This window comes from Ruegeria sp. HKCCD7296 (assembly GCF_013110775.1).
GTDB lineage: Bacteria > Pseudomonadota > Alphaproteobacteria > Rhodobacterales > Rhodobacteraceae > Ruegeria.
Map to the genome: position 1 here is coordinate 411,433 of NZ_WVRF01000003.1, position 26,978 is coordinate 438,410.

At 57.0% G+C, this 26,978-nt stretch carries 24 protein-coding genes; 8 read left to right on the forward strand and 16 right to left on the reverse strand.

Translation table 11 applies throughout. The features are described from left to right. The first annotated feature begins 200 nt into the window (after positions 1 to 200). The gene (locus GS632_RS07075) at positions 201 to 1,427 is read left to right on the forward strand and encodes an efflux RND transporter periplasmic adaptor subunit (protein WP_171237823.1); all 1,227 of its coding nucleotides are present in this window, start codon (positions 201 to 203) and stop codon (positions 1,425 to 1,427) included. Further along, on the forward strand, positions 1,424 to 5,212 hold the full coding sequence (locus tag GS632_RS07080) for an efflux RND transporter permease subunit (RefSeq protein WP_171237824.1): 3,789 nt from the start codon (positions 1,424 to 1,426) through the stop codon (positions 5,210 to 5,212). The genes GS632_RS07075 and GS632_RS07080 overlap by 4 nt, the downstream gene beginning before the upstream one ends. Before the next feature lie 50 nt (positions 5,213 to 5,262). Here GS632_RS07080 and GS632_RS07085 read toward each other — a convergent pair whose 3' ends face one another. The 3 genes from GS632_RS07085 to GS632_RS07095 all read right to left on the reverse strand — a co-directional run bounded on the left by GS632_RS07085 (position 5,263) and on the right by GS632_RS07095 (position 9,311). Beyond that, entirely contained in the window at positions 5,263 to 5,955 is a 693-nt protein-coding gene (locus GS632_RS07085) for a TylF/MycF/NovP-related O-methyltransferase (protein WP_171237825.1), read from the reverse strand. Between the two features lie 99 nt (positions 5,956 to 6,054). Then, the gene (locus GS632_RS07090; protein ID WP_216601731.1) at positions 6,055 to 7,845 is read right to left on the reverse strand and encodes an ABC transporter ATP-binding protein/permease; all 1,791 of its coding nucleotides are present in this window, start codon (positions 7,843 to 7,845) and stop codon (positions 6,055 to 6,057) included. Between the two features lie 92 nt (positions 7,846 to 7,937). After that, complete coding sequence (locus GS632_RS07095) at positions 7,938 to 9,311, reverse strand: LysM peptidoglycan-binding domain-containing protein (protein ID WP_171237827.1); 1,374 nt, start codon at positions 9,309 to 9,311, stop codon at positions 7,938 to 7,940. 127 nt (positions 9,312 to 9,438) lie between these two features. Between GS632_RS07095 and GS632_RS07100 the strand changes: the two genes are divergently transcribed. Next, on the forward strand, positions 9,439 to 9,990 hold the full coding sequence (locus tag GS632_RS07100; protein ID WP_171234546.1) for a TIGR00730 family Rossman fold protein: 552 nt from the start codon (positions 9,439 to 9,441) through the stop codon (positions 9,988 to 9,990). A gap of 42 nt (positions 9,991 to 10,032) precedes the next feature. Here GS632_RS07100 and GS632_RS07105 read toward each other — a convergent pair whose 3' ends face one another. The 3 genes from GS632_RS07105 to GS632_RS07115 all read right to left on the reverse strand — a co-directional run bounded on the left by GS632_RS07105 (position 10,033) and on the right by GS632_RS07115 (position 12,196). Then, positions 10,033 to 10,494 (reverse strand): host attachment family protein, encoded by a 462-nt coding sequence (locus tag GS632_RS07105; RefSeq protein ID WP_171237828.1) that lies wholly within the window; start codon positions 10,492 to 10,494, stop codon positions 10,033 to 10,035. Positions 10,495 to 10,713: 219 nt separating this feature from the next. Further along, positions 10,714 to 11,592 (reverse strand): metallophosphoesterase, encoded by an 879-nt coding sequence (locus GS632_RS07110; RefSeq protein ID WP_171237829.1) that lies wholly within the window; start codon positions 11,590 to 11,592, stop codon positions 10,714 to 10,716. Between the two features lie 4 nt (positions 11,593 to 11,596). After that, the gene (locus GS632_RS07115) at positions 11,597 to 12,196 is read right to left on the reverse strand and encodes a superoxide dismutase (RefSeq protein WP_170704218.1); all 600 of its coding nucleotides are present in this window, start codon (positions 12,194 to 12,196) and stop codon (positions 11,597 to 11,599) included. 100 nt (positions 12,197 to 12,296) lie between these two features. Here GS632_RS07115 and GS632_RS07120 point away from each other — a divergent pair, with 100 nt between their 5' ends. Then, positions 12,297 to 13,055 carry an FkbM family methyltransferase gene (locus GS632_RS07120; protein ID WP_171179486.1) on the forward strand — a complete coding sequence of 253 codons (759 nt, stop codon included), beginning with the start codon at positions 12,297 to 12,299 and terminating at the stop codon, positions 13,053 to 13,055. 536 nt (positions 13,056 to 13,591) lie between these two features. Here GS632_RS07120 and GS632_RS07125 read toward each other — a convergent pair. The 4 genes from GS632_RS07125 to GS632_RS07140 form a co-directional block, all read right to left on the reverse strand. Continuing rightward, positions 13,592 to 14,158, reverse strand: coding sequence for a sarcosine oxidase subunit gamma (locus GS632_RS07125; protein ID WP_171237830.1), 567 nt, complete (start codon positions 14,156 to 14,158; stop codon positions 13,592 to 13,594). After that, the gene (locus tag GS632_RS07130; protein ID WP_171237831.1) at positions 14,151 to 17,165 is read right to left on the reverse strand and encodes a sarcosine oxidase subunit alpha family protein; all 3,015 of its coding nucleotides are present in this window, start codon (positions 17,163 to 17,165) and stop codon (positions 14,151 to 14,153) included. Before GS632_RS07130 ends, GS632_RS07125 begins: the two co-directional genes overlap by 8 nt. Positions 17,166 to 17,232: 67 nt before the next feature. After that, a complete protein-coding gene (locus tag GS632_RS07135) occupies positions 17,233 to 17,562 on the reverse strand; it encodes a sarcosine oxidase subunit delta (RefSeq protein WP_171237855.1) in 330 nt (109 codons plus the stop codon). A 76-nt stretch (positions 17,563 to 17,638) separates the two neighbouring features. After that, a complete protein-coding gene (locus GS632_RS07140; RefSeq protein ID WP_171237832.1) occupies positions 17,639 to 18,883 on the reverse strand; it encodes a sarcosine oxidase subunit beta family protein in 1,245 nt (414 codons plus the stop codon). 176 nt (positions 18,884 to 19,059) lie between these two features. On the opposite strand from GS632_RS07140, the gene ccmI reads away from it, so the two are divergent. The 3 genes from ccmI to GS632_RS07155 are packed head-to-tail and all read left to right on the forward strand — an operon-like array spanning position 19,060 to position 20,993. Continuing rightward, positions 19,060 to 20,280: a c-type cytochrome biogenesis protein CcmI gene (gene ccmI / locus GS632_RS07145; protein WP_171234552.1), complete on the forward strand. Its 1,221-nt coding sequence runs from the start codon at positions 19,060 to 19,062 to the stop codon at positions 20,278 to 20,280. After that, a complete protein-coding gene (gene ruvX / locus GS632_RS07150; protein WP_171237834.1) occupies positions 20,277 to 20,741 on the forward strand; it encodes a Holliday junction resolvase RuvX in 465 nt (154 codons plus the stop codon). The genes ccmI and ruvX overlap by 4 nt, the downstream gene beginning before the upstream one ends. A gap of 18 nt (positions 20,742 to 20,759) precedes the next feature. Next, complete coding sequence (locus GS632_RS07155; protein WP_171721503.1) at positions 20,760 to 20,993, forward strand: DUF1289 domain-containing protein; 234 nt, start codon at positions 20,760 to 20,762, stop codon at positions 20,991 to 20,993. 4 nt (positions 20,994 to 20,997) lie between these two features. Here GS632_RS07155 and GS632_RS07160 read toward each other — a convergent pair whose 3' ends face one another. The 5 genes from GS632_RS07160 to dusA form a co-directional block, all read right to left on the reverse strand. Continuing rightward, positions 20,998 to 21,198 carry a hypothetical protein gene (locus GS632_RS07160; protein WP_171237836.1) on the reverse strand — a complete coding sequence of 67 codons (201 nt, stop codon included), beginning with the start codon at positions 21,196 to 21,198 and terminating at the stop codon, positions 20,998 to 21,000. 367 nt (positions 21,199 to 21,565) lie between these two features. Then, on the reverse strand, positions 21,566 to 22,294 hold the full coding sequence (locus GS632_RS07165; protein ID WP_171237837.1) for an STAS/SEC14 domain-containing protein: 729 nt from the start codon (positions 22,292 to 22,294) through the stop codon (positions 21,566 to 21,568). 36 nt (positions 22,295 to 22,330) lie between these two features. Then, entirely contained in the window at positions 22,331 to 23,113 is a 783-nt protein-coding gene (locus GS632_RS07170) for a hypothetical protein (protein WP_171237838.1), read from the reverse strand. Beyond that, complete coding sequence (locus tag GS632_RS07175; RefSeq protein WP_171721504.1) at positions 23,110 to 23,934, reverse strand: sulfite exporter TauE/SafE family protein; 825 nt, start codon at positions 23,932 to 23,934, stop codon at positions 23,110 to 23,112. Before GS632_RS07175 ends, GS632_RS07170 begins: the two co-directional genes overlap by 4 nt. A gap of 15 nt (positions 23,935 to 23,949) precedes the next feature. After that, positions 23,950 to 24,951 carry a tRNA dihydrouridine(20/20a) synthase DusA gene (gene dusA, locus GS632_RS07180; RefSeq protein WP_171721505.1) on the reverse strand — a complete coding sequence of 334 codons (1,002 nt, stop codon included), beginning with the start codon at positions 24,949 to 24,951 and terminating at the stop codon, positions 23,950 to 23,952. Positions 24,952 to 25,113: 162 nt separating this feature from the next. Here dusA and GS632_RS22080 point away from each other — a divergent pair, with 162 nt between their 5' ends. After that, entirely contained in the window at positions 25,114 to 26,196 is a 1,083-nt protein-coding gene (locus GS632_RS22080; protein WP_171721506.1) for a site-specific integrase, read from the forward strand. Between the two features lie 63 nt (positions 26,197 to 26,259). On the opposite strand, the gene GS632_RS07190 is transcribed toward GS632_RS22080, so the two are convergent. After that, a complete protein-coding gene (locus GS632_RS07190) occupies positions 26,260 to 26,787 on the reverse strand; it encodes a hypothetical protein (protein WP_171721507.1) in 528 nt (175 codons plus the stop codon). Positions 26,788 to 26,978 lie beyond the last annotated feature (191 nt).

The following is a 26,978-nucleotide window of genomic DNA, read 5'->3' on the forward strand; positions in this document are numbered from 1 at the left end:
TCTAAGTGCGCCATGTCATACCCCGGCACCAACGCCAAGCCAAGGGTCCGAATTTGCACATTTTCGCCGCCGGGTACTGCTCTTGCGAAAAAAAGTGAACCAAACTATTCAGTTCAGTGTAGAAAAGACATAGCATAAGTCCCATTTCGAAAAGTGAGCGCCTCGCGTTCTTGGGCAAAAAATTCTAGGAGAATCCCCGTATGCGTTTGATTTCATTCATCAACGCCATTCTGGTCATTGTTGCTCTGTATTTTCTTGTATTCGAACGCGATGCGCTGTTTGCCTTCGCGGGGCGTGGCGAAGGCGATGAAACGACGCAAGGTGAGGCTGCCGCTGCGGAAACTTCAGACATCGCGGCAGTGGGTGTTGTCGCCCTGCGTTCGCAAGCCCGCGAGATTGACAGCGCGGTTTTGCTCCGCGGTCAGACCAAAGCAAATCGCCAGGTCGAAGTTCTGTCAGAAACCACTTCGACCGTCATCTCAGAACCCAAGCGCAAAGGTGCCTTTGTCGAGGCAGGTGACATTCTGTGCGAGCTTGACCCCGGCACACGCCCGGCCCAACTGGCCGAAGCTATGGCCGGCAAGCTTGAAGCCGAAAGCCGTATCCCCGAGGCCGAAGCCCGCCTGCAGGAGGCGCATGCGCTGGTGGCAGAGGCCGAGATCAACCTGACCGCATCGCGTAAATTGGCGGAAACAGGCTTTGCCTCGGAAACCCGCCGGATTTCCAGCGAAGCCGCGATGAGCACCGCCAAGGCCGGAGTGAAGTCGGCAGAGGCCGGATTGGAAGCCACCCGTGCCGGGATTGAAGCCGCAACTGCGGCCGTTGAGGCCGCACAGCGCGAGGCCGGTCGCGTGGTCATCACCTCACCTTTCAAGGGTCTGCTGGAAAGCGACACCGCTGAGCTGGGCAGCCTGATGCAGCCCGGATCGCTCTGCGCGACGGTTATTCAGCTGGATCCGATCAAGCTGGTGGGCTTTGTGCCCGAGACCGAGGTCAACCGCGTGGTTGTCGGTTCCGAAGCATCCGCGACGTTGGTCACCGGGCGGCAACTTAATGGGCGGGTGACGTTCCTAAGCCGTTCGGCCGATGAGACAACGCGGACGTTCGAGGTAGAGATCACTGTCCCCAACCCGGACCTGACCATCCGAGACGGCCAGACCGCAACCATTCAAATCGCCGCCGAAGGCGCCAAGGCGCATCTGCTGCCGCAGTCCGCGCTGACGCTCAGCAATGAGGGTCAATTGGGGGTTCGCACGGTGGGCGCAGGCAACATTGTCGACTTCAAGCCCGTCCAGATTCTGCGCGATACCGCAGAAGGCGTCTGGATCGGCGGGCTGCCGGAAACGACTGACATCATCGTGGTCGGGCAAGAGTTTGTGACCCGCGGCGTCACTGTGAAACCCACCTACCGGGAAGCTTCACAATGACCGGTATTGTCGCTTGGGCCGCTGAACGGGCCCGTATGGTTCTGGCGTTTATCGCCATCTCGTTGGTCATCGGCGGGTTTGCCTATGTCTCGTTGCCGAAAGAGGGTGAGCCGGATATTGAAATCCCTGCCCTGTTTGTCTCGGTACAGTTTCCCGGCATTTCAGCGGAAGACTCCGAAAATCTTCTGATCAAGCCGATGGAGACCGAACTGGCGGATCTCGATGGCCTCAAGGAAATGACGTCGACCGCCGCCGAAGGCTATGCAGGGGTCGCGCTGGAGTTTGATTTCGGCTGGGACAAAACCGCGATCATGGCCGACGTCCGCGACGCGATGAATTCGGCGCAGGCGGATTTTCCTGAAGGTGCGGAACAGTATTCGCTGACCGAGATCAACTTTTCAGAATTCCCCATCGTCATCGTCAACCTGACCGGCGCAGTTCCTGAACGCACGATGGCCCGCGTTGCCAAAGACTTGCAGGACGAGCTTGAGGCACTGGATTCGGTACTTGAGGCTGGTATCGCGGGCAATCGCGACGAGATGCTCGAGGTGGTCATCGATCCCTTACGGCTTGAGGCATACAACGTCACCGCAGATGAGCTGATCAATGTGGTTCGCAACAACAACCAGTTGATCGCCGCGGGTGAAGTTGAAACCGCGCAGGGTACATTCTCGGTCAAGATCCCGTCATCGTTCAAAACCGCGCAGGACGTTTATGGCTTGCCGATCAAGGTCAATGGCGACCGGGTTGTGACTTTGGGTGAGTTGGCGCAGATCAATTACACCTTCGAAGACCGCGCCGGTACGGCCCGGTTCAACGGTGAACCAACTGTTGCCCTGCAAGTGGTAAAGCGTAAGGGCTTCAACCTGATCGATACTGTTGCTCAGGTCAAAGAGACCATCGAGCAAGCGAAAACAAAGTGGCCACCTGAACTTCAGGCCGCCGTCGATCTGGGCACGTCCAACGACCAGAGCCGCATCGTGGGTTCGATGGTCAGCCAGTTGGAAGGCTCGGTTCTGACCGCGATTGCACTGGTGATGATCGTAGTGCTGGCCTCGCTGGGCACGCGGGCTGCGTTGTTGGTGGGTTTCGCGATCCCCACCTCATTCCTTCTGTGTTTTGCTTTCCTGGCGGTTATGGGCGTCAGCATTTCGAATATCGTGATGTTCGGTCTTATTCTGGCGGTCGGTATGCTGGTGGACGGTGCCATCGTCGTCGTGGAATATGCCGATAAACGCATCAAGCAGGGCGTCGGACCGATGCACGCCTATGTTGAGGCGGCGCAGCGCATGTTCTGGCCCATCGTATCCTCGACGGCGACAACGCTTTGCGCCTTCCTGCCCATGCTGTTCTGGCCCGGCGTACCGGGTGAATTCATGGGAATGTTGCCCGTCACGCTGATCTTTGTTTTGTCGGCGTCGCTGATCGTGGCACTGATTTACCTGCCGGTCATGGGCGGCGTGTCTGGGCGGCTAAGCCGGGTCTTCGACCGCTCGTCGATCTGGTTACGCGCGCGCACGCCGTGGTGGCTGCGGGCAGTTCTGGTGCCACCGTCGCTGTACATGATCTTTCTGGGCGCAATGCAGACCCTGAACCCGGATTACCTGCTGCCCGGCGGTTCAATCGCTGGTGCGCTTCTGTTCCTGTTCGGGGCGTTCGCCGGCTCTGTCACCCTAAGCGCGGCCAAGATCGAACGCAAAGCGGAAGAGCGCGTTCATACAGCCGACGAACACACGCCCTTCGGTCATGTGGTTCGCTTTCTTGTCGGCAATCCGATCATGCCCATCGTGTCATTGGCCGCAGTGTTTTTTGCTGTCTACACCGTTGCCTTCGTCTGGTTCCCGCAAGAGTCCAGAGGTGTTGAATTCTTTGTAGAAAGCGAACCGGAACAAGCCACCGCTTATGTCCGCGCGCGGGGGAACATCTCGCTTGCGGAAAAAGATGGCATGGTCTTGGCGGCAGAAGATGTCATCGCGGCCCACCCGGCCGTGATCAACGTGTTCTCGTTCGCGGGTGAAGGCGGTCTGAACCAGAACAATGGGGGCGCTCAGGAACCTGCCGATACAGTGGGCCGTGTTCAGTTCGAGATCATCCCCTGGGAAGACCGTCCCAACGTCTCGGAATCTGTTCTGTGGGGCCTGTTTGATCGTCACTTTGTTGCGCCTGAATTTGACGGTGACTTCGTGATTGACGAACTCAACGCGCAACTGGCTGAGATCCCCGGCATCGTGGTCGAGATCCTGCCATTGGAACAAGGCCCGGCCTCGGCCAAGCCGGTGCATCTGCGCATCAAGGGTGATGGGTGGGAGGATCTGACCTCGGCGACGCTTACTGCGCGTGAGGTTTTCGACACCACGCCGGGACTGATCAAGATAGAAGACACCCTGCCCTTGCCCGGCATCGACTGGCAGATCGACGTGGACGTCGCCAAGGCCGGTCGGTTCGGAGCTGACGTGGCCACGGTTGGAGCCATGGTACAGTTGGTGACACGCGGCATTCTGCTGGGCGAGATGCGCCCGGATAGCAATGATGAAGAGATTGAAATTCGCGTGCGCCTGCCAGAAGAAGATCGCGTGCTGTCGACTTTGGACACGCTCAAGGTTCGCACCCCGGACGGATTGGTACCATTGTCGAATTTCGTGAGTCGTAAACCCGTGGCCAAACTGGCCGAGATCAACCGGGTTGACCAACAACGCTACTACGACGTCAAAGCCGACGTTGAACCAGGTTTGAGCAAGGTTACGACCGAAGGCCCCGATGGTGAACTCATCCGTCTTGCCGTGGTTCGGGAAGTTGCCGAAGGCTACACCCCCTCCGGCACGGTCCTGAACGGCGGGGGCGGCAAGTCCTACGAGTTGGTTCAATTGACCGGCGCCGATAGCGTGGATCAACTCATCAGCACGGTTGAGGGCGGAGACGCTCAGTTTGCGTTGATCAACCCAAATGAACGGATTGCTGTTCTGACCGAATGGCTGGAAACGGGTCCGTTTTCCAATTCGATCAGTTGGGAATGGACCGGAGATCAAGAAGAACAGGCGGAATCCGGTGCCTTTTTGGTGAACGCCTTCATGGGCGCGCTGGGACTGATGTTCGTGATCCTGCTGGCGCAGTTCAACTCGTTCTACAATTCGGTGCTGGTGTTGCTGGCGGTCATCCTATCAACCACTGGCGTTCTGATCGGTATGATCGTGATGGAACAACCCTTCTCGATCATCATGACCGGCACAGGCATCGTGGCGCTGGCGGGAATTGTTGTGAACAACAACATCGTTCTGATCGATACCTATCAGGAATACAGCACGTACATGCCACGGATCGAGGCGATCATCCGCACCGCAGAGTCGCGCATTCGTCCGGTTCTGCTGACGACCTTGACCACAATGGCCGGTTTGACGCCCATGATGTTCGGTCTTTCGCTGGACTTCATCAATGGCGGCTATTCCATCGACAGCCCGACTGCCTTGTGGTGGAAACAGCTGGCGACGGCGGTAGTCTTTGGTCTGGGTATTGCCACTGTTCTGACCCTGATCGTGACGCCATCGCTTCTGGCGTTGCGGGTTTGGGTGACGACCTATGCGGTGTGGCTCAGTCGCTTGCTGGCGCGTGTAACTGCGGGCCGATCAAGCCAGATTGCGCAGGACATGGCCATTGGACGCTCTGCCCGTCAAATGCAAGCAACCGAGATTGTGTGGGAGGATACAGACACTACCCCATCTTCCGAAAATCCGGATGCGGATACTTCAGAACCACACCCACCGGGGCACCCCCTGAAGGCTGCGGAATGAGAAAAGGCGCGCCCGTCGGCGCGCCTTTTTCAAAGGTGATGCCCCACGGTTCAGATTTTCGTTCCAATAACACCGCCGTTTGACAGCCCAAAAAAGAACGGGCGCTTAAACCCGGATGTTTTGAAAAACTCATCCGTTGCCTTGCGCGCGCCCTTCCAGTGCCCGTAGTCGTCAATGATGACGATACCGCCGGGGGACAGGCGCGCGTACAAGGTTTCCAGCTCAAGCTTGGTTGAATCGTGCCAATCCGTGTCCAGCCGAAGCACCGAGATCGTTTCAGGCAGGTTGGCCTCATCTTTCAGCGTCTCCAACACATCACCCTTCCGGTAGACGAACATGTCAGGGTTCAGATCAAAGGCCGCAACATTGGACTGGACATCTTCCAGCGAAGCCATGCACCAGGTCGAACCTTCTTCTGTCTTTTGACGCTCGAATTCTACAATCGCAGTCTCACCGTTCGGTCCGATATCCTCGGCAGTCGGTTCCGTCATGCCGGCAAAAGTATCGAACAAATGGCAAGTTCGCACATCATTACGTTGCATGAAAACACGGGCAGCAATGATGACGTTCCCCCCACGCCAAACTCCACACTCGACGAAATCACCTGGTATCTTTTGGTCCACCACATGCGCCGCAGCATGTGCGGTGGCAAAGGCACTTTGGCGGCCGACCATGGTCAGATGTTCTCGGCACACCCGGCGCACGGTTCTGATCTCGGGCCGAGCAAGTTCCGATCCTTCCATTACTCCTCCTGTCTGCTTTTTCAGACCTATCCGTTTTGCGTTGATCAGCTTCAAACCTGACCCGACCGGAATGCGCTACCCTCAAAGGTAAAAAACCGGTTAGGATGCCAAGGCGTCAGCTTGTTGACGGCTCCAAAGCTGGGCATAACGGCGCCCCCGAGCTAGCAACTCGTCATGCTTACCCTGTTCGATGATCTCTCCCGCCTCCAGAACCACAATCTGATCGGCCTCGGCGATGGTGCTGAGACGATGCGCGATGGTGATCACCGTCCGCCCCTCACCCGCGCGTGCCAGCGCATCTTTGATGTCCTGCTCAGTATCCGTATCCAGCGCCGAGGTCGCCTCGTCCAACAGCAGGATCGGTGGGTTCTTCAGCAAGGTACGTGCAATCCCGACGCGCTGCTTTTCACCACCGGAAAGCTTCAGGCCACGCTCGCCCACTTTGGTGTCATACCCTTCGGGCAGTGAGGAAATGAAGTCGTGAATCTGAGCCGCCTTGGCCGCTGCTTCGACCTCGTCCATGGTGGCACCGTCGCGGCCATATGCAATGTTGTAGCGGATCGTGTCGTTGAACAGCACCGTGTCTTGCGGGACGACACCGATGGCGGCATGCAGGCTGGTCTGGGTCACATCGCGAATGTCCTGACCATCGATCTTCAGCGCCCCTTTGGTCACGTCGTAGAACCGGAACAAGAGCCGCCCGATGGTCGATTTACCCGACCCTGTCGCCCCCACAATGGCCACGGTTTTTCCAGCCGGGACAGTTAGGGACACGCCCTTGAGGATTTCACGCTCGGGATCATAGCCGAAGTGCACGTCCTCAAGCGTGACTTCGCCGCCATTTACCTTCAGGTTCGGCGCGCAGGCTTTGTCTGTAACTTCGGCGGGTTGTTCAAGCAGGTCGAACATTTGACCCATATCGACCAAGGACTGCCGGATTTCCCGATAGACCGTCCCAAGGAAGTTCAACGGCACTGTGATCTGGATCATGTAGGCGTTGACCATAACGAAATCGCCGACGGTCAGGTTGCCGTTCTGCACACCCATTGCGGCCAGAACCATCACCCCAATAAGACCGCAGGTGATCAGGAAGGATTGTCCGAAGTTCAGAAATGCCAATGAATAGGCCGTCTTCAGCGCAGCCGCTGCATAGGCCTTCATCGACACGTCGTACCGTTCAGCTTCGCGGGTTTCGGCGTTGAAATATTTGACCGTTTCAAAGTTCAGCAAGCTGTCGATGGCGCGCTGGTTGGCCTCGGTGTCCTGATCGTTCATCTCACGCCGCAGCTTCACGCGCCATTCGGTCACGGCAAAAGTAAACCAGATGTACAGACCAATCGTGACCGCGACGACAACCAGATACCAGACATCAAACAGCCACATCAGGATGATGGCGACCAGCATCAGCTCCAGAATAAGCGGCCCGATCGAGAACAGCAGGAACCGTAGCAGGAACTCAACCCCTTTGACGCCCCGTTCGATGATACGGCTCAGCCCGCCAGTACGGCGCGTGACGTGATAGCGCATCGACAGGTTGTGGATGTGCTGAAACGTCTCAAGCGCCAGCGCCCTCAACGCGCGTTGTCCGACGGGGGCAAAGGCGGCATCCCGCAATTGCTGAAAGCCCACCGTCATCATTCGCGCCACACCATAGGCCACAGTCAATCCAACTGCGCCCAGCGCCAATGGCGGCACACCCTCGCCTGCCAGCGCGTCAACAGCGCCCTTGTACAAAATGGGTGTATAAACCGCGATCAGCTTGGCCAGAACAAGCATACCCATGGCGATGACGACGCGACGCTTTACCCACGGTTCGTCGTCGGGCCATAGATATGGGGCAACCTTGCGGATCGTCCGCCAGCCCGAACTGCGTTCGTCATCCGACACCATGTCATCTGAAGTCCTAGGAGATGTGCGTCTCATCACGTGCCTTGTCTGCGGTCAGAGTTAGACCTCTGCCCATAAAAGGCCAGAAGGGCTGATTATTCCGGGATTGTAAAGATTTGCCCGGGATAGATCAGATCCGGATCGCGGATCAAGTCACGATTGGCTTCGAACAGCCGCACATATAAGACCCCGTCGCCAAATCGATCACGTGAGATCGCCCATAGCGTATCGCCCTGCTGCACCGTGACAGACCGGATTGCAGGGGTCGCTTGAGGCGTATCTGCCTGAGCCGTGCCCGTTGCAGCCTGAAGAACGTCAAGTGGTTCGCGTTTGAACGGAGTTTCGACCCGGCTAAGGACCGTCCCGTCCGTGTTTACCGCATCTACCCGGAGCGTGTAGACGCCTGGGTCAATTCCCTCCAGATCGCTGCGCCAGGATCCATCTTGTTCCGGGGCAAGATCCGCGACCAGACGATTGTTCAGGTACAACCGAATGGCGGCCCCATCCTGAACGCGCCCTGTCAGCTGCACATCGCCCGTTTCGGAATATCCGATCGTGTCCAGTGCGACCTGCTCGGGTGGGGTATCCCGCACGACCGGGGGCTGCACCAGCTCAACGCCCTCTTCGCCAGATCGCAGCACGGCGACCTGCTGATCCTGCTGTGGGGTTTCATCGGTCAGTTCAGCAGTTTCAACTGTCTCAGCCTCGGGCTCTGACGTTTCAGGTTCCGAGACGTCTGCCGCAGCATGAGAATCCGGCTGAACCTCTTCAACTGCAACCACCTGCTCCTGCGTGTCCGGGGATGGGATCTGCTCGGCTTCGGGCGCTGTTTCGGCAACAGGTTCTTCTTCGATTGGTTTGGGCAAGGCGGCAATCAGATAGTCGTCGGATCGCGTTGCTTGCGCCCCGTCTGTGCTTTGCAACACAAGTCCCTGCGCGCTGTCGCTGAAGGGGATCGTCACAAATTCAGCAAACTGACCGCTGCCATCCACGGTAAAAGAATGTGCGACTTCGCCGTTTAGCAGAACTTCTATCTGACTGCCGGGTGCTGCGTCACCCGAAAGAAGCGCGGTGCCGTCAGTTTCTACAAAAATCTGATCCAGGACTGGAGGCGCGACCGGCGCAGGCGCAGCCACTTCCTCTACAACTTCGGCGGCCTCCGTTTCAGCAGGTTCTTCCGCTTGCTCCGCCAGGTCTTCAGCAGGTGCGGGTGTTTCGTCTGACGACGCAGTATCCGGATTGGACGGCTCTGCGGCAGTAACGTCTTCCGCTTCTTTCGGTGCCTCATCTGCTGGCTCTGAGATTGCTGGAACGGAAGCAGTTTCCTGCGGTGTGCTTGCGTCAGGTTCCGATGCGTTGGTGAAGACGCCCGACAGGTACAAGCCACCTGCACCCAATACTGCAACAAGCCCTGCAATCACCCCCCAGATGAAATTGCCCGAGCTTTCGTTTCCCGAATTGGCGTTCATTCTTTTCCTTTCACTCCGCGCTGCAAAAGCTTTTCGTTCAAAAGCTTTCCGGCGGACAGTTGAGGCAATCTATCAATCCCGCTATCACGGGTCAAAACCTCTGACACAACCCCGGAGCCCTTCTTTCATGTCTCAGAAATCAGTGTGTGTGTATTGCGGGTCACGCAATGGTGCCGAGAAGTCTTATTCTGAAACTGCAAGGCACTTCGGCACGCTGCTGGCGCAGGAAGGCTGGCGGCTGGTTTATGGTGCTGGGGATGTGGGTTTGATGGGAGAAGTGGCCCGCGCCTCGCAAAATGCCGGAGGCGAAACCTTTGGCGTCATCCCCGTTCATCTGGTTCAGCGGGAAGTCGGCAAAACCGATCTGACCCACTTTGTGATCACCGAGACGATGCACGAGCGCAAGAAGGTCATGATCATGAACGCCGACGCGGTGGTCGTTCTGCCCGGAGGGCCGGGCTCATTGGATGAATTGTTCGAAGCCCTCACTTGGCGTCAGTTGGGACTGCACGACAAGCCCATCGTCGTGGTGAACGTGAATGGCTATTGGGATGCGTTGCAGACGCTGTTGGGTCAGGTGATCGGACAAGGCTTTGCCGACGCGTCGCTGGCAGATTTCATCACATGGGTAGAAGATGCAGATGCCGCCATGGTCACCTTGCGGAACAAGCTGAACTGACACCAGAAACGGTGCGGCCGGCAAAACCGCCCGCCTTGTTGATCAGGCCAAACGCGCCTTGTGTTGCAAACTGTGGCGCACGACCTGCTCAACCTTATGCAAAGGGTGGTTGGTCAGGGTCTTGTTGACCTCGGCCACGACTTTTCCCAGCACTTCACTGTGCAACCGGCGGCGCAGCAGACCCAGAACATGAGGGCTGGCTACCAGTACCAATCGATTATATGCCCCTTTCAACCCCTTGCGATTCAGCAAATTCGCCAAATCCTGCACGAACAGAGATTTTGCATGGGTCTTCCACGTTGGGTCCTCAAGGGCCGATTTCTGCTTTGGTCCGCCGTCATTTCGGCGACCAGCGCGGTCAGTCGGCTTTGAGGCTGGGTTGTCCTGTTCCTCGACAGCGACAACAACAAGATTGGGATCGTCAGCATCGGTGATGTTCTCCATCACCAGCGCTTTCTCTCCGTCTGCAACAATAACCCAAGTTCCCTGTGTAAGTGCGACCATTGCGATCTCCTGTTAAGGTTGTTCTCTGGGTATCCCTCGACCTGCCGGGCGTACGGGTTTGTTTACGCACCAGTGATGCGTAGCCCGGTCGTTGTTTGATTTGGTGTGCGGTTCTCTCCCTCCGCCCTACAAAGATGTGTTCTGTAGCGAAGCAAACAAGATGTGGTTGTACGGAAATGAAACCCATCGGCGGGTTTTCACCGGCGGCTCATCAATCCTTTAGGCCGACATTTCGACAACGGTGATTTCCGGTGTCACACCAAAACGCACCGGCAGGATCGAACATCCGATACCGCCCGACACCACCAGATCACGCGCACCTTCGCGTACATGTCCGTAAGCATACCGATTGCCAAACTTCGACGGCACCACGGGCGACCACCCAAACAGGCGCACTTGGCCGCCATGCGTATGCCCCGAAAGGGTCAAGGCCACCCGGTCTGGCACTTTAGGGAAAACATCCGGTTCATGCGCCATCATCACAACCGGGGCATCGTCGGTGATCTGCGCCAATGTTCCTTCCAGATCATCCAGCCCTTTTGGTTTACCGTTGCGCCAGATAGCCAGTTGATCCTCAAGCCCTGCCAGCCAGATGCCGGGGACTTCGAGTTTCACGGCGGTGTTAGACAAAACCGAAATGCCGTTCTGTTCCAGAATCTCGGTATAGCGATTGGGTCCTGCCCCACGGCGCTGTGCTGGCTTGTCATCCCACCAGTCGTGATTGCCCAGCACGGCAAAGACACCGTTCTTTGCCTCTAGCCCCGCCAATACAGGTGCCAGATCCTGCATCTCGACGGTTTCAGAGACCCCTTTGTGGCTTGCGAAGAAATCGCCCAGCAGCAGGACAACATCAGGTGCCAATGCGTTTGTACGGCGCACAACCTGCCTTATGCGATCCAGACCAACATAGGGCTCACCCACGTGCAAATCCGACAGCACCGCAATCTTGAGCGGTGGTGCGGTCCAATCGTCCCGACGCACGCGCCATTTACGCACGCGCAGCCGCACTGCGGGTTCGATGAAAAACCCGTAGGCTGACGTGATGAGACCTGCCAGCGTTACCGCCAGCAGGCCCTTTATAAACCGACGTCGGTTCAATTCATTACATCCGCGACGCGACGTTTTCCCAGTTCACCAGATTGTCGAGGAAGTTCGACAGGTATGCCGGGCGCTTGTTGCGGAAGTCGATGTAGTACGAGTGCTCCCACACGTCGCAACCTAGCAGTGCGGTCTGACCGAAGCACAGCGGGTTTACGCCGTTTTCTGTCTTGGTCACGGCCAGCGATCCGTCGGCGTTCTTGACAAGCCACGCCCAGCCCGAGCCGAACTGACCGGCACCAGCCGCGCTGAACTGCGACTTGAATTCGTCAACCGAGCCAAAGCTTTCGGTCAGCGCTTTTTCCAGCTCACCGGGCATCGCGTTGTCGCCAGGGCCCATCATTTCCCAGAACTGGTTGTGGTTCCACAGCTGGCTGATGTTGTTGAAGATACCGTTCTGAGCGACTGCGTTTGCGTCATAGGTGCCAACGATGATCTCTTCCAGCGACTTGCCATCCCATTCGGTGCCGGCGATCAGCTTGTTGCCGTTGTCGACATAGGCTTTGTGGTGCAGGTCGTGGTGATATTCCAACGTTTCCGCGGACATACCCTTGGCTGCCAGCGCGTCATGTGCATAAGGAAGATCAGGAAGTTCAAAAGCCATGTCGGCCCCCTGTTAAATTAAAGTTGCGGTTCCCAACGGTTAAATGCTGTGGCAGCCGCCGCAGGTCAAGGGGCGAGGCAATAAAACCCGGAGGTCCGCGATGCTGACACAGGCGCGCAAGATGTTTTACCGCGCCCGCGGATACTATGAAGGTTCATTGAACGGCGAGCCATTTCGCCTAGACCCCTACCATTCGAAATTCTGGCGCAAAGCCTCTGCTGGCGCTTGGGAACCGGAAACCTTTGCGGTGCTGGATCAGTTCCTTTCCCAAGATAGCGATTATCTGGACATCGGGGCTTGGATCGGTCCCACGGTCCTATATGGCGCGCGAAAAGCGCGGCATGTGTGGTGCTTCGAACCCGACCCCACAGCGTACCGGCATCTGGCTTGGAATCTGGATCTGAATGGCATTCAAAATGTCTCGGCCTTGGGCGTTGCCTTGTCTGACAAATTTGGCGTGGCCCGCATGGCGTCCGTTCGGGGCGAGCCGGGGGATTCCACCAGTTCGCTTCTGCATGACGGAGCGCATGGCTCTGATGCATTGACCATCGCGTGGGACCAGTTCGCAACCGCAAACGATCTGTCCGGCGTGTCGTTGGTTAAGATGGATATCGAGGGGGCAGAGTTCTTTGTCTTACCAACCCTCGCACCGTGGCTCAAAGAACATCGCCCCGCCCTGTTTTTGTCGCTGCATGCTCCATTGCTGCCCGAGGCTGAAAGACGCGACCGGGTGGCCGGATTGTTGGAGGCGCTGGATTTTTACCCCTCTCTCTCGGATGACAAGATGCAACCACTGAAACCGGCGGAGCTTTTGAAGCCAGAGGGGTTAAGCCGGTATCGTACAATCCTTTTGCAATAAAGAAACGCCGGGGCCGGTATTCTATAAACTTCAACGAATAGATCTTGCCTCTTCTGGGTGTATCGGGGTGCTTGCACCCACCTGAATCCAATAAATAAATCATTGTAATAAAATATTTTTATTGAAGTTTTCTGCGCTGGTACTTGTACAAACAGGAGCAGCCGAAACGGTTATATGCTTATGTAAGATGACAAAACAGGACGCCCACCGCTGGATCGCGCCAGAGTACAGGTTCAAGATTGATACAGCACAAGCGTCTGCACTGGCAGCAAGCTCTTACCGGGAATGAGAGGCGGCACAATTTTAAGATTGAGGCGCGAAAGGCTATCGTGTTGTCTGGCACTTGGACCAAACCATGGCTGCAGGCGGAAACGTTCGTGTTCGCTCTCAGGCAAACCTTAAAACTTCCGATAAGTCCGTTACTGTGCGCATGGCCTTTTTGCAGGGTAACTTTGCGAACAAGCCATCCGGCGTTGGCATCTGCAGTGTTCAAAGCTAAGAAAAGCCCCGGGTGATCCGGGGCTTTCTACTTTCTATCAGTAAACACCGACTTCGCCGCCCGGCTGCGCGGCAACCTTAAGCAACTTAAAGACGTAGTCCGCAGCGGAGCGGAAGCACACAACGCGGAAGGTCTGATCGTCGTCCATCCAGAATGCGCCAGCCACCTGCGCAAGGCGCGAACGGCGGATCTGGCCGGGTTGGAATGCCTCTGCCGACAGCTCAACCGGAGCCAGCTTACCCAACACTTCACGCGCGCTGGCACCCGAGATGCTGAATACCGCACGCGCATCCGAGACGTTGACCGCCAGAGCATGCGTGCCGCTGAGCGCGTTGGTCATTGCCGCCAGTTTGGCCTCGACCTCGGCGTAAGGCACCAGCACCAGCAATTCATCGGTGGACATCCAAGCCACGCCGGTGTCGCCAGTGACCGAAGCCTCGCGCTGACCGGGCACCTTCTGTCCGGTTGCATCCTTGACGGCTTTGGCCAGAACCTTGTCGGACAGATCACCGCGCAGTGTGATCATGCCTTGCAGGCCACATTCCGCGATCTTGGCGATGCCGTCATAGCTGGCGTGGTTCAGTGCGCTGATGGGTTCAGACATTCTGCTTCTCCCCCTCCTTGTCGAAGAAGATCGGGTCCACGATCTTGGCTTTGTAGGTTTTACCGTCGGTGCCCGGGAACTCGACAATCTCACCCATGCGATCCGGGCCGTGCTTGATCAGGCCCATGGCGATGCCTTTGCCCAGATTGGCCGAGTAATAGGTCGAGGTCACGCGCCCGATCATGTTGCGCTGACCGTTGGCGTTGACGCCTTCGCCCACCGCATAGGCACCGTCGGGAATGACAGAACCATCCACAGTCTCAAGACCGACCAGTTTCCAGCGCTCTGGATCGGTCATATGAGTACGCGAATGCGCGCGTTTACCGAGGTAATCCTCTTTCTTTTTGGACAGCGCCCAGTGCAGCCCCAGATCCTGCGGGATCACGGTGCCGTCGGTCTCGTCACCGATCATGATAAAGCCCTTCTCGGCCCGCAGGATGTGCAGACATTCGGTGCCGTACGGCATCACTCCGAATTCTCTACCTGCCTCCATCAAGGCATCCCAAAACGCCTGACCTTGGCTTGCCGGAACGGCGATCTCATAGGACAGTTCACCCGAGAACGAGATGCGATAGGCACGGCAATCGAAGTCACCGATCTTGCCATCGCGCCATTCCATGAACGGCAGCGCCTCTTTGCTGACATCCATGCCGCCCAGTTTCTCGAGCACCTTGCGCGCGTTCGGTCCGACCACGGCGACTTGCGCATATTGCTCTGTCACATTGGCGACGTAGACTTTCCAATCCCACCATTCGGTCTGCAACCATTCTTCCATGTGACCATGGATGCGCTCGGCCCCGCCAGTGGTGGTGTGGCACAGCCACGTGTCCTCGTCGATACGGGCAACAACACCGTCGTCGATCAGGAATCCATTCTCGGAACACATCAGGCCATAGCGGCATTTGCCGACCTTCAGCGTGGACATCATGTTGGTGTACATCATGTCCAGGAACTTGCCTGCATCAGGCCCTTTGACGATCAGTTTGCCCAGTGTCGAGGCATCCAGCAATCCGAGGTTTTCGCGGGTGTTCTTCACCTCGCGGTTCACTGCGTCATGCACGGATTCACCGGGACGAACATAGGCATATGTCCGGCGCCAGTGGCCGACAGGTTCCCAATCGGCACCGTTCTTGTCATGCCAGTTGTGCATCGGAGTCTGACGGATCGGTTGGAACACTTCACCGCGCGCCTCGCCCCCGATCGCCCCCATCGAAATGGGCGTATAGGGCGGACGGAAGGTGGTGGTTCCGACCTTGGGAATCTCTGACTCAAGTGCATCAGCAAGGATCGCCAAGCCGTTGATATTGCTCAACTTACCCTGATCAGTCGCCATGCCCAGCGTGGTGTAACGCTTGGTGTGCTCGACGCTTTCATACCCTTCGCGCGCTGCCAGCTGAACGTCGGACACTTTGACATCGTTCTGGAAGTCCAGCCAGGACTTAGCCCGCAGTTGGATTTCAGCATTGGCAGGCATCAGCCAAACAGCTTCCATCGGTGCCTCGGCAGTGGTTTCACCAACCGGGGCTTTGGTGCGTTTGGGCGTATGACCAACGGCCTTGCCCGCGGCTTTGCCCGCTGCGTCTGCATCTTTCAGAACATCTGCCAGAGCCAACGGACCATTGGAGCTGCCAGCAGCAATAACAAAGCCTTCACCATCGGCACCCAGCGGCGGGCGGTCGGGATCGGGGCGGAAATGCGCGTGCGCCTCGTCCCAGATCAGTTTGCCGCCGCAGTGCGACCACATATGCACAACCGGAGACCAGCCGCCCGACATGGCGACCGCATCGGCTTCGACCTCCTCGCGCGCGCCGCCGACACCCTCTTGGTTACAGATGGCAACCTTTTTGACGCGTTTGCCGCCCTTGACCTTCGCGATGGCCTTGCCGGGATCAACGCGGATACCAAGGTCCCGCGCTTCTTGCGCCAGAGGGCCTGCAGATGCACGGGCGTCAACCACGCGCAGAACATCAACACCGGCCTGTTTCATCTGGATCGCAGTGCGGTATGCGTCGTCATTATTGGTGGCAACAATCACACGTTCACCGGGTGTTACGCCCCAGTTCACAACATAATCGCGCATCGCCGAAGCCAGCATCACGCCCGGCACATCGTTACCCGCGAATGACAACGGACGCTCAATTGCGCCGGTGGCGGTGACAACCTGTTTGGCCCGGATACGCCACAACCGATGACGCGGGCCTTGCACGCCCGGAGTGTGGTCCGTCAGACGCTCATATCCCAGCACGTAACCGTGGTCATAGACGCCTGCCCCCATGCAGCGCGCGCGCATGGTCACGTTGTCCATTGTTTCGAGTTCGGAAACCAATTGTTCCACGAACTTATCCACAGGCTCGCCATTCACCGTACCGCCGTCAACCGGAGCGCGACCACCCCAATGCGCGGTCTGCTCGATCAGCAGAACCTTGGCACCGGATTGCGCGGCCGTTTTCGCTGCTTGCAGCCCAGCTACACCACCGCCAATCACCAGCACATCGGTAAAGGCATAGAAGTGTTCATAGGTGTCCGCGTCCTTGGTTTCCTTGTCGGGCGCTTTGCCCAGACCGGCAGATTGGCGGATGAAGGGCTCGTAGACGTGTTTCCAGAACGGCTTCGGATGGATGAACGTTTTGTAGTAGAAACCAGCCGGCAGGAACCGCGCCAGCGCTGTATTCACTGCACCGATGTCAAAATCGAGGTTCGGCCAGTGGTTTTGAGAGATTGCAGTCAAGCCGTTGAACAGCTCGGTCGTGGTGGCGCGCTGGTTCGGCTCGAACCGGGCACCCTGCCCCAGACCAACCAGCGCGTTCGGCTCTTCCGCACCGCTGGCGACGACGCCGCGCGGACGGTGGTACTTGAACGACCGGCCCATCATCATCTGATCGTTGGCCAGCAGGGCCGAAGCGAGCGTGTCGCCGTCGTAGCCCTGCATCGAAGTGCCGTTGAACGTAAACGTGACCTTTTTCGACCGGTCAATCAGCCGGCCTTGTTTTGCGAGACGGGTGCTCATTTTGCGGACCTTTCGCAGGTGGAGGCATCAAAGCCTCCGGCGGGAGTATTTTTGAAAAGATGAAGCATCAGGAGAACTCTCTCCACGTCCAGTCAGGACGTTTGGCTGTGATGGCATCCTTGATCTCTTTCGGCGGCTCGGTGACCTGTGCGGAATAAGTGCCGAACACCTCAAGCGTCTGCGTGCAGCGCGCGGCGTGGAACCACTTGCCGCAACCATTGGCATGACGCCAGCGTTCGAAATGCACCCCTTTGGGGTTTTCACGCATGAAAAGGTAGTCGTGGAATTCATCATCCGACGAGCCGGGGCCAAAACGCTTCAGATGCGCTTCGCCACCAGCGGCCAGTTCGGTTTCTTCGGCGTCAACGCCGCAGTAAGGGCAGTTCAGGATCAGCATGTTGTCATCCTTTTGGCGGTCGGTCGGCATCGAAGCCGACCTGAATTCTGTTACTTGGCGACCTTGGGCAGACCCATTAGTGCGCCACCCCGGCGGCGACGCTTTCGTCGATGAAGCGGCCCTCTTTGAAGCGATCCAGAGTAAAGGCTTCGGTCAGCGGCGAATGACCTGTGGCCATCAGCTGTGCCATGCCCCAGCCCGATCCCGGGATCGCCTTGAAGCCGCCAGTACCCCAACCACAGTTGATGAAGCAGCCACCCAGCGGTGTCTTGGACAAAATCGGGGACCGGTCGCCGGTCATATCCACGATCCCACCCCATTGCCGCAGCATTTTCAGGCGTGAGATCATCGGGAAGGTTTCGACCAGCGCGCGCACGGTTTCCTCGATGTGATGGAACGATCCGCGCTGGGTAAAGTTGTTGAACCCGTCGGTGCCGCCACCAATCACCATCTCACCCTTGTCGGACTGAGACATATAACCGTGCACGGTGTTCGCCATTACGACCACATCCATGCAAGGCTTGATCGGTTCGGATACCAGAGCCTGCAATGCAATCGCTTCAAGCGGCAGACGGAAGCCCGCCATTTCGGCCAGTTGACCAGAGTGGCCGGCAACGACGATGCCCAGCTTGTCACAATCAATGGCACCTTTGGTGGTATCTACGCCTACGACCCGCCCGTTATCCGAGCGCACGCCTGTGACTTCACATTGCTGAATGATATCCATCCCCATGGCAGAACAGGCACGGGCATAGCCCCAGGCCACAGCATCGTGACGCGCGGTGCCGCCGCGTTCCTGCCACAACGCGCCCAGAACCGGATAGCGCGGACCCTCCAGATTGATGATCGGCACCAGTTCCTTGACGCGCTCGGGCGTAATCCATTCAGTTTTCACGCCCTGCAAAGCGTTGGCATGGGCCGTGCGTTGATAGCCGCGAATCTCGTGCTGTGTCTGCGCCAGCATCATCACACCGCGCGGGCTGAACATGATGTTGTAGTTCAGGTCCTGGCTCAGGTCCTCATAAAGCCCCCGCGCCTTTTCGTACAGTGCAGCCGATGGATCCTGCAGATAGTTCGAACGGATAATGGTGGTATTCCGGCCCGTGTTACCACCACCCAGCCAGCCTTTTTCGATCACCGCGACATTCTGTATGCCGTAGTTCTTTCCAAGGTAGTACGCGGTCGCTAGACCGTGCCCGCCAGCACCTATGATGATGACGTCATATTTCTTCTTGGGTTCGGGCGAACGCCAGGCGCGTTCCCATCCGGTGTGATAGCGCAGAGCTTCCCGCGCCACAGCAAAGGCTGAATAGTGTTTCATGTGCGAATCCATCCGGTTCGGTGATTGGGCGCAGATATGCCGTGTGTGCGCAGTTTACCCCTGCCGCGCAACGCCGCAATATCGCACTATTGCGACATGTCGCTCATTCGCGGCCATTTGTCCCTTTTGTCGGGCGGCCCTTGGGTCTAAGTCAGGGCAACATCTTCGGAGGGACCATGACGTTCTGGGTTCTGATTTTTATTGTCGCACTCCTGGTTGCGGCATTCCTTTGCTTCGCTCTGCTGCGCAATCGCAGTGGGGAAAAACCTTCAGCCGCTTATGATCTGGAGGTTTATCGCGAACAATTGGCCGGGGTCGACAAAGACCTGGCGCGCGGTGTGATTGGCGAGGCAGACGCCGAACGGGTCCGAACCGAGATTTCCCGTCGCATTCTGGCCGCTGACGAACAAATGAAAAAGGGCAACGCCGAATCTGGACCTTCGCGAGCCGTTTCCATCATCTCGGTGGTCGTGATTGCGCTTATCCTGATCGGTGGTGCGACGGCACTGTATGATCGGACCGGTGCCGTGGGTTTGCCTGACATGCCATTGACCGCAAGGCTGGAGCTTGCGGAAGAGGTTCGCGCCAACCGTCCGCCCCAAAACGCCGCAGAACAGCTGGCGACCCCACCGCAACCTGCGCAATTGGACGAAAGCTATGAAGCGCTTTTGAATCAGTTGCGGGAAACGGTCGCCAACCGTCCGGATGACCTGCAGGGGCAAATGCTGCTGGCACAGCACGAGACCAACGCTGGCAACTTCAAGGCAGGATATACCGCGCAGCAACGCGTGATTGAACTGTCCGGGGACGCAGCAACGGCCGACGCTTACGCTGACCTTGCCGAGATGATGATCCTCGCGGCGGGCGGCTATGTTTCGCCAGAGGCTGAACAGGCCCTGACCGAAGCGTTGAACCGGGACCGTCGCCATGGTCCGGCGCGTTACTACTGGGGGCAGATGTTGGCTCAGGTCGGTCGCCCGGACCTGGCCTATCGCATGTGGGTGCAAACCTTACAGGATTCCCCAAGCGGCGCGCCCTGGGTCGGTGCCATTCGGGCGCAGATCGATGAACTGGCCTTTCGAGCAGGTGTTTTCAATGCACCAGACCTCAGCACCGCGGCCGGCCCCAGTCAGGAAGATATGGCCGCCGCGGCGGAATTGACGCCCGAAGAACGGCAAGAGATGATTCAGGGGATGGTGAACCAGCTGTCAGACCGTCTGGCCACCGAAGGCGGCGCGCCCGAGGAATGGGCACGTCTGATTGCAGCTTTGGGTGTTCTGGGTCAGGGTCAAAGGGCCATCGATATTCACAAAGAGGCCATGCAAGTCTTTGCCGGGAATTCCGAAGCACTTGAAATCCTCGACGCAGCCGCGTTGCAGGCAGGGATTGCCCAATGATCCACGATGCGTTCGAGGACTTCGCTGCAGCGTTGCCGCCGATGACAGCACTGATGGGTCTGGATCTTGGTGAAAAGACAATCGGCGTTGCCGTGTCCGACCGGATGCGCGGGGTTGCCAGTCCGCTGGAAACCGTACGGCGCAAAAAATTTACCTTGGATTCCGCGCGTTTGATCGAGATTGTGACCGATCGTGAAATCGGTGGTATCTTACTGGGACTGCCGAAAAACATGGATGGGTCTGAGGGGCCGCGCTGCCAGTCGACACGGGCTTTTGCGCGAAATCTGTCCCGTTTGACCGATCGGCCCATTGGATTCTGGGACGAACGGCTCAGCACGGTTGCGGCAGAAAAAGCACTGCTGGAGGCGGATACGACACGAAAACGTCGCGGACAGGTTATTGATCACGTAGCCGCAGGTTATATCTTGCAAGGGGCGCTGGACAGGTTGCGCTTTTTGTAACGAGGTCGGAGACCGTCAATGACGAATATGGTGTGGAAACGGAATGAGGTCGAAAGCCCTTGCGTCCAGATCTGTGTCGTTCACCCGACTGAACGCATCTGCACCGGATGCTATCGCACGATTGACGAAATCACGCGCTGGTCCAAGATGGACAGCTCTGAGCGTGCAGAAATCATGGATGACTTGCCCGCGCGCAAACCCCGACTTTCCAAACGGCGCGGCGGACGTGCGGGTCGCTTAAACGACTCCTGAGCAGTTAGCCCAGCTTATCTCGCGCGTCGATTTGCGCGTGTCCGGCCCGCTTCGAAACAGGTTTATGCAATTCTTTGCGGAGCAGAACCGTCATCTCGGATCGCGTCGCCCGGTCATGTCGAACAGTTTCACTTTTGGGTTTCACACGCCGATTGTCAGACGCGCCGCCACTTAAAAGCTTTCCTAACAGACCATTCAATTTCATCTTAATTTTCCCGCTAAATAACATTTCTGCCGCTGCGGATCGAAAGCGAGCTCCGAGGGGTTCTAGCTCGCGTTTTATGTAAGTGGTGATCCGCAGCGACAAAGTGTGGCTAAAGGTGTTTCCAACGAAAATTAGGGGGAAAACACTCAGGTCCAGATCGTATTTGACGCACCCGTCAGTAAAAACCCATAAACGCCTGAAGTTCCCTCACGTCATTATTAGGCGTTCAGGTCTGAGCAAAACGCAAATAACAAGTGTGCACTTTGCAACCCAACCATTGTTGGCGAATCATCATGAATTTCGCGAGCGCGATGCATCGATCAATGCCCCGGGGATTGATCGCCGCCACCTTAAGCACACCGCGGGCTTATCCGGCAGCCAGCCAGGTTTTTGCGTTGTCGAACTCTTCAGACGGGAAAAACTGAGTCCGAGTGCCAAGAACATGACTGGCGACTTTTTGGGCCATATGCTGCCAGCTTTTGTCGCCAACAATCGCAGCTCGGTCCAACTGACCGATATGGCGACTGGCCAGCCGGAAATGCGCCGCTAACGCAGACAGTCCCTGCCATCCATCGAATTCCCGCAGGTCGATCAGCAAGCGAAACCCGTCGCGGTCCTGAAGCAAGCCATCCAGATCACGCTCTGCCTGCTGGTATTCCTCGGGGTCCAGTTTACCCAAAAGGCTGATCTGCACACCCGGCCCGCCCAAGTCGGTCACATGGATCGAGCCCAGCGACTCGCGCATCCAACGCCGGGCGGCTTCCAGATCAGCCAGATCAAACAATTGCACGGGACACGGCAGGATCGGGGCGGCCAGACGTATGCTGGTTTTCACCCAGCCCTGATCGGCAACAACGGCGATCCGGTCGAAGCCACGCCAATGGCTAAGCCCCAGCTTGGTATCCGACCATGCAGCGCCCAGATCATACCCTTTGAATTCAGGCTGCACGATGGCCAGTAGACGCACCGTGTCATTTTCGGTCAACGCGGCCTCGATCGCAGGAACCAAGGTGTTTGTGTAGTCGGCGCTTGTGACTTGCCCTGACAACTCGACTTCAATCAGGGCACCATCAGAATTCGTATGAACCTTAATCATACCTCAAAACCTCCAAAGCCAAACAATGACAGAAGGTTAGGCAGTTTTGATCCATTCGGCCACACCCCCGGTACATTCCGGTCGAAAATAGGCGATCATCCGTCCATCTGGTCCGGCTGTGGCCGTGTCAGCCCAGGGCGCAACACCATGCAGACAGTGGCGGTGTAACAGGTAAGCTTCCCCCGGTACGGCAGGCAATTCGACCCTCGGGCAGGTCTCAAAAACCTCGCGTCGCGCGGCTTGGTAGATATCCGTCACATCTACTTCATGCAGAGCCTCGTCTGGTGTGCCACGCAACGCATCCCTGAAGGCAGAACCAAGAATATGATGGCTGCCTTCCCACAGCACCATGGGTGACGCATCCGCGCTGGCCTCGGTCAGGGGAATGCCCAATATCCACGCATGTGGCTCATCCACACGCCGACGACGATCCGGGCCCATTGGGCGCAAACCGTCCACATGGGCAGCATCCCTATTCCGGCGATACCGAGTGGCGGCTTCGTTTTCCCAACGCCGCGGACGCGGGTAGCCCGGATAAATGACCGACACCTGCCCTTTGTGCAGGGGTAAATCGCCATAATGTTCGCGAATAAACGACACCGCCTGCCCGGCCAGAGGCGCAGACTGACCGACCCTGCCCTGCGCGTCATTGGGCAGCGCATCTACGCCGATGAACCATGTCCCTTCACAGTCTAACCATTCCGCATGAGCCGGGTCTGAAGTCGAGGCGCGGGCTGCGGGCAACGCGTAGCTGACCCACTCGGCCAGCGACGGGTCATAGGCAAACTTTACCCAGCCCTTGGCCCAAAAATCACTCATAGGCCAATTGCCTTCCGCAGCATGTTCAGCGCCACCAGCGTCAGAAACATGGCGAAGACCCGTTTTAAGGGTTTCGGATCCATCGCATGCGCCAGTTGCACACCCAAGGGTGCGGTCATCATCGTCATCGCAACAACAACGGCAAAGGCCACAAGATTGACGGCCCCGATTGTCAACGGAGGGCGGTGTTCAGGTGCAATTTCGAGAAACAGAAAGCCAATAACCGACGGCACGGCAATGATCACACCAAAGCCTGCCGCTGTTGCGACGGCACGGTGGATCGGGGTGTTATAAAGGCTCATCAGCGGAACACCAAAACTGCCACCCCCGATCCCCATCAGAACCGAAAGAAAGCCTACCATGGGCGACAGAACTGCCCTTTTGATACCCCCCGGCATAACATCGCCCAGTCGCCATTCAGCACGGCCCAGCCCAAGATACGCGCCAATCACCATACCCAGAACGCCAAACAAAGCCTGCAGGGCCTCGGTCCGCAGGGCGGAGGCGACCATAACGCCAACTATTGCGCCAACGACGATACCCGGTCCCCATCCACGCAGAATGTCCCAATCAACGGCACCCTTTTTGTTATGCGCCATAACTGAACGAACCGATGTCACAATGATCGTGGCAAGCGATGTCGCCAAACACAGCTGCATCAGTTGCGGGCCGCCATATCCGAGGGTTTGGAAGGCATAAAAGAACGCGGGGACAAGAACGATACCTCCGCCGACCCCAAGCAACCCTGCCAGAACGCCAGCCAGCGCTCCGATCACAAGCAAAAGGCCCAGCATCTGAGCCAGCAACATCGTCTCGGGCATTGTTCCCCCTGCCTGTTAAGCCTCTGCCATCGGCGCAACGTGGTCCAACGCCTGCAACATCACTTCGGGCCCTGCCCCTTTGTGCACTGCCCCTTCAGACAAAGCGCGCCGCCATGCACGGGCCCCGGGGCGGCCCGCAAAGAGACCGAGCATATGGCGCGTGATCTGGTGCAACCGCCCGCCTTTGGCAAGATGCTTATCAACATAGGGCACCATTTGTTGAACGATCGCAATCGGATCTCGCGCGTCTCCGACGCCGAAGATGCGCGGGTCAGCCTCTGACAGAATATCTCCGGGCTGGTGGTACGCGGCCCGTCCGATCATCACCCCATCCAGGCCTGCATCCAGATGAGCCTTCGACGCGTCCAATGAAGCGATACCGCCATTGATCGAGATATGAAGGTCTGAAAACGTCGCCTTCATCCGGTGCACCAGATCATAGTCTAACGGAGGAATATCCCGATTTTCCTTGGGGCTCAGCCCCTGCAACCAAGCCTTGCGTGCGTGGATTGTCACCCTCTGACAGCCCGCGTTACGGATCTGGTCCAGAAATGCAGGCAGCACATCGTCAGGGTTTTGATCGTCAACCCCGATGCGGCACTTGACCGTAACGTCAACATCCACAGCCGCGCACATCGCGGACACGCAGTCGGCAACACGGCCCGGATCTTTCATCAGAACCGCCCCAAACGTGCCCGATTGCACCCGGTCCGATGGGCAACCGCAATTGAGATTGATCTCATCATATCCAGCCTCGGCCCCCAGCCGTGCGGCCTGCGCCAGTTCATCCGGGTCCGAACCGCCAAGCTGCAATGCCACCGGATGTTCCTCTGGCGAATACTCCAACAGGTGCATCGCCCCGCCTCGTACAAGCGCCGGCGCTGTCACCATTTCGGTGTACAACAAGGTCTCAGTGCTGAGCAGTCGATGGAAAAAGCGGCAGTGTCGATCTGTCCAATCCATCATCGGCGCAACCGATAGCCTCGCGGCCTTTGTTATTAAGCGCTTATCCGTCATTTTGGCAATCTTTGCTGGCTTTTACGATGATCTGATTGGACCTTATTTTGCTGGGTTTTTTCGTATTTTGAGTTTTTGGCATACTGTTTGGCATACCCACTTGGAGCTTGGCATACCGCAAACCTATATCCTCAGTATGCCAAAAACAAAGAATGGGAAATAATGGGCACTATCGTAGAGCGCAAGAGCAAATCCGGCATCAAGTACCGGGCGCAGGTCATTAAGAAAAACAACGGTCGGGTCGTTATCTCCAAATCAAAAACGTTCCCAAGAAAAACCGCTGCCGCGGGCTGGATCAAGCTAATTGAGAAAGAGTTTGATGCCGGTAAACTCGTCAATGACCAGGTTCGCACCACTGTTCGGGAACTGATCGATAAAGTGGTCGCAATGCAGCGCAAGGAAATGGGCAAAACCAAGGCCCAAGTCCTGAATGCAATCAAACGCTTTGACGTGGCAGATTTCGAAGTCACATCTCTTCGACCCGCTGATCTTGTGGAGTTTGCCAACCAAGTAGCTGAGGGCGAACACGGGCCTGCGGCACGGTCTCCTGCAACCACCGCAAACTACATGAGCCATTTGTCTGGTTGCCTCAGACTTGCAAGGCCGGCCTTCGATGTACCCTTTGACAAAAACATCATCGTGGAAGCCCGAGAAACTACGACCTCATTGGGGATTACCGGGAAGTCCAAAAAGCGTACGAGGAGACCCAGCAGGACCGAACTGGATGCGCTTATGGAAAGCTATGTGAAGCGAGAAACTCGCGACAGCCGAGCTATTCCAATGAGCAAGATTGTTCCCTTCGCGATTTTTTCAGCAAGGCGCCAAGCCGAAATTACTCGCATTTTGTGGGACGATTACTCCAAGGAGCACCGCACGATTCTGGTTAGGGACATGAAAGATCCTGGGGAAAAGGAAGGTAACGATGTTACTTGTGAACTTCCGCCTGAAGCCATCCGAATTATTGAAAGCATGCCGCGTGTGGCCGACGAAATCTTCCCCTTCCACAAAGATGTAATCGGCAGACAATTCACCGGAACATGTAAGTTCCTAGGCATTCGCAACCTCCATTTCCACGATTTGCGCCATGAAGCAGCATCTTGGCTGATTGAAACCGGCCGTACTTTACCGCAGGCGATGTCAGTGACGGGACACAAAAGTTGGTCCAGTTTGCAGCGATATTCGCATCTAAAAACTGTTGGAAATAAGTATGAAAACTGGAAGTGGCTTGAAGAAATCGTTGCATAGTGCATAGAACGCTCTCTAGCAGCAGTTCAGCCGGCAATGCATGCCGGCTGGACCTCCAGGCGCTTAGTCGACTTCCGGAAGCCAAAAACCTTCGCGCTCGTATCGGTATACCCGGTCGACGATTTTAGACGGGCAACAATTTGGGTCATCATCAGCGAACTTGTGTCCAACTATTCGAACGCGGTCATTCGCCAGTGCTTCGACTGCCACCAATCCACGGCTCGGCATTCCAACAAAATCAATCTCCGCGGTTGCCCACATATCAACGTGCGCTGCCATGGTTCTATACTCTGGAACACGAACAACAACTGGCGTGAAGGCGCTGGTTCCGGTTCTCCCCTGACAGCCTACGTCGGCGACCGGGAATGCAATATATGTGGAAACATCAAGATCGTCTGTACCGAGATCCGCAATTAGGATTTCATGGGCCCCATCAGATTCTGTGCAACCAACTGCGCTTACGAAGCTATCAACTTGGGAAGCTACAATTGCATGCCTTTCAGCATCTAATGCCATCGCATTCGAAGAGCACAGGGTGAATGAAATGAAGACAGTCGCCGTCGTTCGGGTGGAGGACAGAATTTTCCTCATACTTTGCCTTTCTTGAATGAGAACTCCGCTCAACTTCCAATAATGCTCACCGAGAGGCTTTCTAATCAAAAGTGAAATTACCAACGAATGGGTACTACCTCGCTACTTCCACCATAAAAAAACCTGCCCAACGTCCGTTGAGCAGGTTAAGTAGAAGAACAGGGGTTCAGCTTTTGGCTGTAAGTGATGCT